Raw genomic sequence first — 10,770 nt, forward strand, 5'->3', positions numbered from 1 at the left:
AGGTGGGCCTCACCCAGCGCCTCTTTGGTCTCCCGCAGTTCAGATTCGTACTGCTCTCTGACGTCCTTCGGACGAGCCCTGAACCCGTTTTCCATACTGCGCTGGGCCTCATCGACCCAGCCCTCGATATCGGAGACGGTGAGATCGTATTGGCGGGCCACCTCAGCTGCTGTGGTCTTGCCCTTGAAGATGTCCATGACCACGGAGGCCTTGCGCTTCGCGGTCCATCGCTTGATGGGGTTGTCGTCAGTCATTCTGTCCTCCTGATGGCTGCACTATAGCCTGTGCAGCTCGGGAGGGGGTCACTTCACACTACCGTGGTAGTGGGCCTATCAGGCGGGATCGCTGAGGCGATACGGGCTATTCGTAGGCCATCTGCTCAAGCTCCCGTCCGCGGGTTTCCTTGACCCACTTCATCACGAACACCACCGAACAGGCGGCGAAGAAGGCGTAGACACCATAGGCACCCGCCAAGCCAATGCCGCCAAGCATGATCGGGAAGGTCATGGTGATCGAGAAGTTGGCCAGCCACTGGAACAGTCCAGCCACCGCCAACCCAGAGCCACGCACCTGATTGGGGAACATCTCGCCAAGCATGACCCACATGACCGGCCCCCAGGAGAGATTGAAGAACAGCACATAGGCGTTGGCGGCCAGCAAGGCGACGATCCCCATATCCCCGTCCAGTGACAGACTGCCATCCACCATCGTGGCCGTCGAGAAGGCGTAGGCCACCAGACACAGGGTCAACGCCATGCCCACCGATCCCGCCCACAAAAGCGGCTTGCGTCCAATTCGATCGATCAGCGCGATGGCGATCAGACAGGCGCCAATCGATACTGCGCCGCTGATCACATTGATCAACAGAGCATCCCCTTCGGAGAAGCCCACCGCCTGCCACAGCACCGCACCGTAATAGAAGACCACGTTGATGCCGACCAGCTGCTGAAACACCGCCAGCCCTATACCAATCCACACGATGCCGTGGACTCGTCCCGTTGACGAGTTGATCAAGTCGCGCAGACTGGGGCTGTGATCCGCCGCCAGCGACGCCCGGATATCCTCCGCCTTGGCGCGCCCTTCATCCTCGCCCATCAACAGCCCGAGCACCCGTATCGCCTTGTCATCGCGACCGCGACTGATCAAGAAGCGCGGGCTCTCGGGGATCCCCAGCAGTGCCACCAGAAACACCGCGGCAGGCAGGATCTCGATCCAGAACATCCAGCGCCAGGCGTCGAACCCCAGCCACAGACTGGCAGTGGAAGCCCCGGCGAGGTTGGCCAGCAGGTAGTTGCTGAGAAAGGCGATGAACAGACCGGAAATGATTGCCACCTGTTGAATGGTCGCCAGTCGCCCACGCCGGTCTGCCGGTGCGACCTCACTGATATAGGCGGGGGTCATCACGCTGGCAGCACCGACAGCCATGCCCCCCAGCACGCGATAGACGACGAACTCGAGGGAGCCGGTGGCCACGCCGGAGCCCCAGGCGCTGACCAGGAAGAACACCGCGGACACGATCAACAGCGACTTGCGACCGAAGCGGTCGGCCAGGCGACCGGCAAAGAAGGCCCCGATGGCGCACCCCAGCAGCATGGAGGCCACGTTAAAGCCGGTACCGACACTGTCGGAGCCAAAGGCACTCTGCAGGCCGTCGACGGTGCCATTGATGACACCACTGTCAAAGCCGAACAGGAAGCCGCCGATGGCGGCGACACTGCAGATCGCCAGGATATAGCGTTGTCGCTTGAGTTCAGCGAGCTGGTCTGGCGTGGTGGTGGAAGGGTGGTTCATGGGTACTTCCTCGCATCTTGTTGTAGGTTGTGATGGAGCCCCGATACTGCTGGCATGGCTGGGGTCTCTACGGCTGGCTGCATTGGCTACAGCCAGCCGGCGTCGACCCAATAGTTGTGTGCGGTACATGCTGCTGCGGCGTCAGAGGCCAGGAACACCACCATGGCCGCTATATGGTGCGGCTGGATGCGCACCTTGAGCGCCTGTTCGGCAACGATCTGCGCCTCGTCTTCAGCGCTGTACCAGCGGGACTGCCGCTCGGTCTTGACGTTGCCGGGAATGACACAGTTCACTCGAATACCCTCTGAGCCCAGTTCGCTGGCCAGCGCCCTGGTCAGGCCTTCGATCCCGGCCTTGGCGGTCTCGTATAGCGCTAGGCCTGGCTGGCCCAGGTGCCAGCTGATGGACCCCAGGTTGACGATCGACCCTCCGCCCCGTCGCGCCATTCCCGGCGCCACCGCCTGGCTGGCGAAGACCAGATGGCGAAGATTCACCGCCATGCGCTCATCGAAGTAGTCCGGAGTGATGTCCGCCAGGCGATGGCGATCATCGTTGGCCGCATTGTTGACCAGCACATCGATATCGCCAATCTGGCCAAGGACTCCCTTCAGCGCCTCGTTATCGGTGATGTCACAGGCATGAAAGCTCACTCGCCCAGTCGTTCGCCCTGCAAGACGCTCTTCCAGACGCTCAACCAGGGCCTCGGACGGGGCCTTGCGGATATCAAGAAAATGCACCTCGGCGCCCTGCTCGGCGAATGCCGTGACCAGACCTTCGCCGATGCCTGTGCCTCCTCCACTGACGACCACTCGCTGGCCGGTAAGTCCCGGGTAATAGGCAATACCGTCTGCTCTTTGCGTGTTGCTCATGTTGGTCCTCTGGTGCGGCTCGTCTGAGTGGAGGGCGATGCTGCTGACTCTCGGTCATCCGCCCCTTTGCTGCGCTCTAGCACGCGGCGTTCCGCTCTTCTCTGACCGGCTCTGACCGGCTCTGCACAGCCCTTCCCGACCCGGCCCAACCCTGCCCAGCCCGGCGTGACGACAATATGCAGCGACAATGTACATGGGCCTTCATGCGACGTGTGCGAGCCATTAGTTAATAGAACTTACTTAAAGCCGAGTCTTGTAGAATCCTCACCGGAGCGCCATTGCACTTATGTCGAACCTATCAGCAAACACTGCTGTATCGCGGCGGCGACGGATCTCATTCCGGGCGCTGTCCCCGGGCCGGAAACTCCAGTCAAGCACCGCGCCGACTGATACACTGACGTCAACAAAAACTGACGGTTAACAACCCGGATGCTCGCCATGACGACACGCCCCGCTGGAGACCTGGGGTTTCTTAAACAGCACAATCGCGCCTCATTGCTGGAACTCTTGCGGCAAACCCCTGGGCTGACCCGTGCCGAACTAGCACAACGCTCGAAGCTGACAAAAGTCACCGTGGGAGCGGCGGTGCAAGAATTGCTGGAACACGGATGGCTGTGGGAAGGCGCGCCGATTCGCGGCGGCAGCGGTAGACCCGGAAAGGCGCTGTCACTGCATCCTGGTCATCATGCGGTGCTGGGGCTGGAAATCGGCGTGCACGGCCTTCACGCGCTGGCCATCGACCTCTCCGGCGCCATTCTGGCACAACGCCATCAACGCTTTTCCCCGTCGCAGCCCGATGCGACTCTGGACACCCTGGCGGAGATGGTTCGCGAGCTGATCGACGACGCCCTTGGCACTCGCCAGCTGCTGGGCGTCGGACTGGCCGTGCCCGGCCCCACCTCGCCGCAACAGCACCGCCTCAGCCTTGCCCCCAACCTGGGCTGGCGAGATCTGCCCCTGCTCGACATGTTGAAGCAACGACTGCCGGGCCTTGCCGGCATCTGGACCATGGACAACGAAGCCAAGGCCGCCGCCTTCGGCGAGCTGTATCTGGCACGATCTGCGGCCACTGACGAAACGCCTGCGTCACTGCTCTATGTCAGCGCCGGCACCGGCATCGGCAGTGGTCTGGTGGAAGACGGCTCTCCGCCCAGGGTGATTCGCGGCGTGCACGGGCTGGCCGGGGAAATTGGACACACCGTGTTGGTACCGGATGGCAAGGCCTGCCACTGCGGCAACCGCGGCTGCGCGGAGACCCTGGTATCGGGTTGGGCGCTGCGCGAACGGCTGGCCATCGACGACCATACCGAGCTTCACCAGGGCATCGACCAGCATCCCGACCAGGCAACGGTGGCGGACTGCCTTGAGCAGGCAGGCAAGGCCCTCGGCCTGCTGCTGCTGAACCTCCACCACACCTTGAATCCAGGCCGCATCATCATTGGTGGCTCGCTGGTATCGCTGGGCCCGCGGCTGCTTGATCCTGCCCTCAGGTTCTTCGCCGATCATCAGAAGCATTTACTGCCCCAGGCCTCGACGGTGACGGTCCAGGTTCTGGAAGATAGCCGCTCCATCGCCTCCAGAGGCATGGCGGCCCAGGTGCTGTGCCAGGCGTTGGCCCGTCATTATGACGTCACTGTCTCAGCCTAGTCCGCCCTAAGGAAACACTGCATAAATGACTGCGCTCGACATCTCGGCTGCTGGCGGTGCTCAAGATCCTCATTTAACAGCATGTAAACTCCGGTCTTTCCGCTCCGGCAGCTATCGACCTGTCATCGCTCGAAACATTTATTCAGCATTTCCCTAAGGCAACATTGCATAAATCCCTGCGGCGCCTCAGACAGCACCAGGCAGGTCACTCGACAAACGGCTCGGTAACCCGGCGATGGCTCAACATCAGGGCGTCGGCCACCTGTTCCAGCGGCGCCAGGTCCATGTCGCTGTCACCGGTTGTCAGCAGTTCGTGAAAATGCCGGTAGACGCCCAGATACTCCCGCTCTGGGGTATCGACAAGGATCTCGCCATCGAGGGACAGCCGAGCGCCACCACGGGACAGCACAAGACGGCCCGCCGTGGTGGCGAAGGTCATTTCCCAGCAAGGGGGATCTTCATGACGAAAATCGAAGTCGGCGCTGACGGCGGTCTCCGTCAAGGTCCGCCAGTGCAGACGCGCCGCGATGGGCGTCTGGGCGTTGGCCGGTATCTCGAGCTCGCCCTGGACCAGCAGCAAAGGGTCCGACACTAGACAGGTGAGTATCGACAGCGCGTTGATCCCAGGGTCGAACACCCCCATGCCGCCCGCCTCCCACAGCCACGGCTGGCCCGGGTGCCAGACCCTGACATCCTCGTGCCAGCGGATGTCCACCCGCTCGATATGCTGCTCGGCTAGCCATTCCCGCGCCCTGGCGATGCCAGGCGCATAACGGGAATGCCAGGCAGCAAACAGCACCTGGCCGCGTGCTTCAGCCTCCGCCTTCAACTGACGGGTTTCGGCCAGAGTGGCTCCCGGCGGCTTCTCCAGCAGCACCGCCTTGCCCGCCGCCAGCGCTTGGCGGGCCAACCGATGGCGCAAATGGGCCGGGGTGCAGATGGCCACCGCATCAATGCCCGAATCTGCCTCCAGCATGGCGCCGAGGTCAGGATAGCCAGGGATGCCTTCCAACCTAGCGTGAGGGTCGGCGCTGGCGACCAGTTCAAGTCCCGGTGTGGCGGCAATCGCCGCCACATGCTGATCCCTGACGATCTTGCCGGCGCCTACCACGCCAAGTCGGAAGTGCCCCATGGCTGACTCCTGCAGCGGAGGCCAATGCCTCCGCGTGGGTGAAAAGCCGCTCAGCATACGCCATGGCAGGCGCGACTCGCCAGTCAGCTATCACCCTCGCCAGGGCAACCAGGCCCTCAGTGATTGTCCCTGGGCGGACTCTGGCGCGCCACATCTCGATAGGCATCGGCACCGCGCAGGGTCATGCCGCGGTCCAGCGGTTCGATCAGGGTCCGCTGAATTTCCTGCCAGGGGGTCTGGTGACGCGGATAGGGATAGCCACCGTTGGCCTCAAGCTGCTGGCGTCGTGCGGCCAGCTCCTGCTCATCCACCATCAGCCGGACCTCGCAGCGAGCCAGGTCCACTCGCAGGCGATCCCCTGTCTGGACCAGTGCCAGTGGGCCGCCGGTAGCCGCTTCCGGCGAGGCATTGAGGATCGATGGCGAGCCCGATGTGCCTGACTGTCGCCCGTCACCCAGGCATGGCAGGGAATCGACACCCTGGCGAATCAAGGCCTCGGGCGGCTGCATATTGACCACCTCGGCGCCGCCAGGATGCCCCACTGGTCCGGCACCGCGCATGATCAGGATGGTGTTGGCATCAATCTCGAGCGCTGGGTCATCGATCCGCGCGTGATAATCCTCCGAGCCATCGAAGACCACCACCCGGCCCTCGAAGGCCTCGGGATCGTCGGGATTCTCGAGAAAGCGACGGCGGAAATCCGGCGAGATGACGCTGGTCTTCATCAGCGCCGAATCAAACAGGTTGCCCTTCAGATTCAAGAAGCCGGCATGCTGGACCAGCGGATTATCGAAGTGGCGGATGACCTCCTCGTCCAGCGTTTGCTGGCCGCTGACATTATCGGCCAGGCACTGTCCGTTGATGGTCAGCGCCTCACCATGCAGCAGGCCGCGATCCAGCAGTTCGCGCTGAACCGCAGGCACGCCGCCGGCGCGATGGAACTCCTCACCCAAATACGCCCCTGCGGGCATCACGTTGGCCAGCAGCGGCACCTGGTGGCCAAGACGCTGCCAGTCGTCATTGTCGAGCTCGACACCGGCATGGCGGGCGATGGCATTGACGTGAATTGGCGCGTTGGATGAGCCTCCCAGCGCCGAGCACACCACCACGGCATTCTCGAACGCCTGGCGAGTCAGGATATCCAGCGGACGCAGGTCTTCCCAGACCATCTCCACTGCCCGCTCGCCGGTCTGATAGGCCACCATGGAGCGTTCCTTGTAGGGCCCTGGGATCATCGCCGACCCCGGCAGGCTCATGCCCAGCGCTTCGGCCATGGAGTTCATGGTGGACGCGGTGCCCATGGTGTTGCAGTGCCCCACCGAAGGCGCCGAATCGGTGGCCCGAGCCAGGAACTCGGTGTAGTCGATGTCACCTGCGGCCAGACGTTTTCTCAACTCCCAAATGATGGTGCCCGATCCCACCCGCTCGTTGCCCCGCCAACCGTTGAGCATGGGGCCGCCGGACAGCACGATAGCGGGAATGTTCACGGTGGCCGCGGCCATCAGGCAGGCCGGGGTGGTCTTGTCGCAGCCAGTGGTCAGCACCACCCCGTCCAGCGGGTAGCCATGCAGCACTTCCACCAGCCCCAGATAGGCCAGGTTGCGGTCCAGGGCGGCGGTGGGCCTGCGCACGTTCTCGTGAATCGGGTGCAGCGGGAATTCGAACGGCACCCCGCCGGCGGCACGAATGCCATCCTTGACGCGCTTGACCAGCTCGATGTGGTGGCGGTTGCAGGGGGTAAGATCCGAGCCAGACTGGGCGATCCCGATGATCGGCTTGCCCGAGGTCAGCTCATCGAGGGTGACCCCATAGTTCATGTAGCGCTCGATGCACAGCGCCGTAGTGCCCGGATGATCAGGGTTGTCGAACCACCAGCGCGAACGCAGCTGGTCGGGGGTCAGACGTGGACGATGGGACATGACGGCAGCTCCTGCCAAGGCCGGTGGCGCACCACCGGCCAAAGGTGAATGTGGGCCCTTGTTCGTGCTTGCCTCAGTGAGAGTGACGCGGCACCTCGGCGCCACGGCAGCCCACCAGGAAGTCAAAGTCACAGCCCTCATCGGCCTGCAGCACGTGCTCGATATAGAGCTGGCGATAACCGCCGGTTGAGGCGATCTCGCGCGACGCCGCGGTGGGATCGCTGGCCGCCAGCCGGCGGCTGAGCTCTTCCTCGCTGACATCCAGGTGCAGACGGCCTTCGTAGGCATCCAGCTCGACCCAGTCACCGTTTTCCACGGCGGCCAGGGGGCCACCGGCAGCGGCCTCCGGCGCCACGTGGAGCACCACGGTACCGTAGGCGGTGCCGCTCATGCGTGCGTCCGAGATACGCACCATATCAGTAACGCCCTGGGCCAACAGCTTGGAGGGTAGCCCCATGTTGCCGACTTCCGCCATGCCGTGATAGCCCTTGGGACCGCAGTGCTTCATGACCAGAACACTGCTGGCGTCCACCTCCAGGTCCGGGTCATTGATGCGTGCCTTGTAGTCATCGAAATTCTCGAACACCACGGCGCGGCCCCGGTGGCGCATCAGTTCAGGGCTGGCAGCGGAAGGCTTGAGCACCGCACCCTTGGGCGCCAGGTTGCCGCGCAATACGCACATGCCGCCATCATCGACCAGGGGGTTATCCTGAGCGCGAATGACCTGATCGTTGTACAGAGGCGCATCCTGGACGTTCTCCCACAGGGTCCTGCCGTTGACCGTCAGCGCCGACTTGTGGGGAAGGCGGTCTGCCTCGCCCAGGCGGCGCAGCACGGCGGGCAAGCCACCCGCATAGTAGAACTCTTCCATCAAGAAGCGGCCGGATGGCTGCAGATCGACGATGGTCGGGGTGCCGCGACCGACCCGGTTCCAGTCATCCAGCGCAAGCTCGACCCCCATGCGGCCGGCGATGGCTTTCAAGTGGATCACCGCGTTGGTGGAACCGCCGATGGCCGCATTGGTACGGATAGCGTTCTCGAAGGCCTCCTTGGTCAACACCTTGGACAGCTTGAGGTCTTCCTTGACCATATCGACGATACGGTTGCCGGACAGGTGGGCCAGCACGTAGCGACGCGAGTCCACCGCCGGGATAGCGGCATTATGAGGCAGCGAAACGCCCAGAGATTCTGCCATGCAGGCCATGGTGGAGGCCGTGCCCATGGTGTTGCAGGTACCAGCCGAACGGGACATGCCGGCCTCCGCCGCCATGAAGTCGTGCATCGAGATCTTGCCGGCCTTGACCTCTTCCGATAGCTGCCAGACCACGGTACCGGAACCGATATCGCGTCCCTTGTGCTTGCCGTTGAGCATGGGCCCACCGGTCACCACGATGGCGGGAATATCACAGCTCGCCGCCCCCATCAGCAGCGCAGGCGTGGTCTTGTCACAGCCCGTCAGCAGCACCACCCCGTCGATGGGGTTGCCGCGAATCGCTTCCTCCACGTCCATGCTCGCCAGGTTACGGGTAAACATGGCCGTCGGGCGCAGGTTCGACTCGCCATTGGAGAACACCGGAAACTCCACCGGATAGCCACCCGCTTCCAGCACGCCCTTCTTGACGTGTTCCGCCAGCTTGCGGAAATGCGCATTGCACGGTGTCAGCTCGGAAAAGGTATTGCAGATCCCGATGATCGGACGGCCATCAAACTCATGATCCGGAATCCCCTGGTTCTTCATCCAGCTGCGATACATGAAGCCGTTCTTGTCGGCGGTACCGAACCATTGATGGCTACGCAGCGAGACCTTGCTGTCGGAGGAGTCCGAGCGGGTCGCCTGGTCGCCTGAGGCATCGGTACAAGAGTCGGCAGGGAGATCCTGGTCGCGGTTGGCCATGGGTCGGTTCCTCGGGTCAGTCACGGATAGCAATAAGGGTGATGGTGGCACTGGCGCCTGTTGCCGGCGGGTTCAGCGCGCACGACGACGGCTTCAACGGCCACGGCTCTGTCTGCAAAGCGCCTGTCGAAACAACAAGGGCGGTGACGAGACGAAAGCTGTGCCGAGCCAAGGCGGCGTCGAGATAGACGACACCTTACGGAGCAGGGACGGCAAAGTACACACATACAAAAGTCTATGTTGAACATTTAAAGAGAGCGAGCAAGAATTGCCGCCACACCAATAACGATCACGCTCTCATCAGGGAGATCGACCATGTCAGCACCCCTCACGCTTTCTCGTCTGGCCGCCGCCGTCGGCGTCGCGACCCTCGCCATCGGCGCCGCGAGCACCGCTCAGGCGGCAGAATACGAGTGGACCTTCCAGGCGTCGGAGACCGCCGGCGAGCCCAGCTTCAAGATCAAGCAGGAGTGGGCAGAACGCATTCAGACCATGACCGATGGACGCGTCGCCATCGAGGTACTGCCGATCAACGCGGTGGTCGGCCCGACCGAGACCCTGCAAGCGGTCAGCTCCGGTATTCTGCAAGGCCACATGACCGATCCCAGCTACTTCTCGGGTCAGAACCCCGCTTTCGGCATGATCGGTAACCTGGTAGGTGCCTGGAATGACTCCTACGACTTTCTCGAGTTCATGCATAACGCCGGGGGCGAAGAGCTCTACAACGAGCTGGTCGAACCCTATGGCGCCCACCTGATCAGCGCGGCCACCTTTACCCTGGAGTCGATTCCCTCCACCGTGCCGATCGAGACCCTCGAGGATTTCCAGGGCCTCAAGATTCGCGCGCCCCAAGGCATGGTCTACAACATTTTCGAGCGCGTCGGCGCGACCCCGGTGAACCTGCCGGGCTCCGAGGTCTACACCGGCCTGGAGAAAGGCGTCATCGACGCGGCTGACTCCACCGTGCTGTCGAACAACGACGCCCAGGGCCTGCACGCCTTTGCCCCCTACCCGCTGTATCCCGGCTTCCACTCCATGCCGATGATTGCGGTATCACTGAACAAGGACATCTGGGACGGCCTGCCGGACGATCTCAAGACCACCCTGGAAACCGCCTTCGACGCCATGTCGTATGACCTGATCGCACGGCTCAAGGCCCAGGACATCGAGACCCTGGCACGTCTTCAGGCCGACCCCGAGGTGCACCCCTTCGACCTGCCGGATAGCGAGCGCAAGGCGTTCCGTCAGGCTGCCGAACAGGAATGGCAGGAGTGGTCAGGCAAGAACGAGATGACCCAGAAGATCTACGACTCGGTCACCGCCTTCCTGACCGCCCGCGGCCAGCTGTAAACGGCGAGCCCTGGCACAACGCCAGGACCTCACCTCAACCCACCCTTGCGGCGGTGCCACGGCACCGCCCCCTCATTTCCGGATCGTGCCCTGGCGCGATCCTCAAGCCGTCGAGGAAGTCCCATGACAGACCTGCCGGGACAGGACGCCGACAAGGCGCCCGAACGC

8 protein-coding genes are annotated in these 10,770 nt (G+C 63.1%); 2 read left to right on the plus strand and 6 right to left on the minus strand.

Translation table 11 applies throughout. From position 1 onward, the window contains the following. From KUV72_RS19545 to KUV72_RS19555, 3 genes are all read right to left on the minus strand, one after another. Positions 1-254, minus strand: a 254-nt coding sequence (locus KUV72_RS19545; RefSeq protein ID WP_222239492.1) for a DUF1153 domain-containing protein, incomplete at its 3' end; no start/stop codon positions are given. A 106-nt stretch (positions 255-360) separates the two neighbouring features. Then, entirely contained in the window at positions 361-1,791 is a 1,431-nt protein-coding gene (locus KUV72_RS19550; RefSeq protein ID WP_409995901.1) for a sugar porter family MFS transporter, read from the minus strand. Positions 1,792-1,877: 86 nt separating this feature from the next. After that, entirely contained in the window at positions 1,878-2,660 is a 783-nt protein-coding gene (locus KUV72_RS19555; RefSeq protein WP_222239494.1) for an SDR family NAD(P)-dependent oxidoreductase, read from the minus strand. Positions 2,661-3,098: 438 nt separating this feature from the next. On the opposite strand from KUV72_RS19555, the gene KUV72_RS19560 reads away from it, so the two are divergent. Next, positions 3,099-4,307, plus strand: coding sequence for an ROK family transcriptional regulator (locus KUV72_RS19560; RefSeq protein WP_261317590.1), 1,209 nt, complete (start codon positions 3,099-3,101; stop codon positions 4,305-4,307). Between the two features lie 205 nt (positions 4,308-4,512). Here KUV72_RS19560 and KUV72_RS19565 read toward each other — a convergent pair whose 3' ends face one another. The 3 genes from KUV72_RS19565 to KUV72_RS19575 form a co-directional block, all read right to left on the minus strand. Then, positions 4,513-5,439 (minus strand): Gfo/Idh/MocA family protein, encoded by a 927-nt coding sequence (locus KUV72_RS19565; protein ID WP_222239496.1) that lies wholly within the window; start codon positions 5,437-5,439, stop codon positions 4,513-4,515. Positions 5,440-5,555: 116 nt separating this feature from the next. Continuing rightward, positions 5,556-7,358: an IlvD/Edd family dehydratase gene (locus KUV72_RS19570; RefSeq protein WP_222239497.1), complete on the minus strand. Its 1,803-nt coding sequence runs from the start codon at positions 7,356-7,358 to the stop codon at positions 5,556-5,558. Between the two features lie 73 nt (positions 7,359-7,431). Further along, a complete protein-coding gene (locus KUV72_RS19575; protein WP_261317591.1) occupies positions 7,432-9,252 on the minus strand; it encodes an IlvD/Edd family dehydratase in 1,821 nt (606 codons plus the stop codon). A gap of 315 nt (positions 9,253-9,567) precedes the next feature. Between KUV72_RS19575 and KUV72_RS19580 the strand changes: the two genes are divergently transcribed. Then, positions 9,568-10,602 (plus strand): TRAP transporter substrate-binding protein, encoded by a 1,035-nt coding sequence (locus tag KUV72_RS19580; RefSeq protein WP_206939470.1) that lies wholly within the window; start codon positions 9,568-9,570, stop codon positions 10,600-10,602. Positions 10,603-10,770: the final 168 nt, after the last annotated feature.

The organism is Halomonas sp. DP4Y7-1 (assembly GCF_019800705.1).
GTDB classification, from domain to species: Bacteria; Pseudomonadota; Gammaproteobacteria; order Pseudomonadales; family Halomonadaceae; genus Halomonas; species Halomonas litopenaei_A.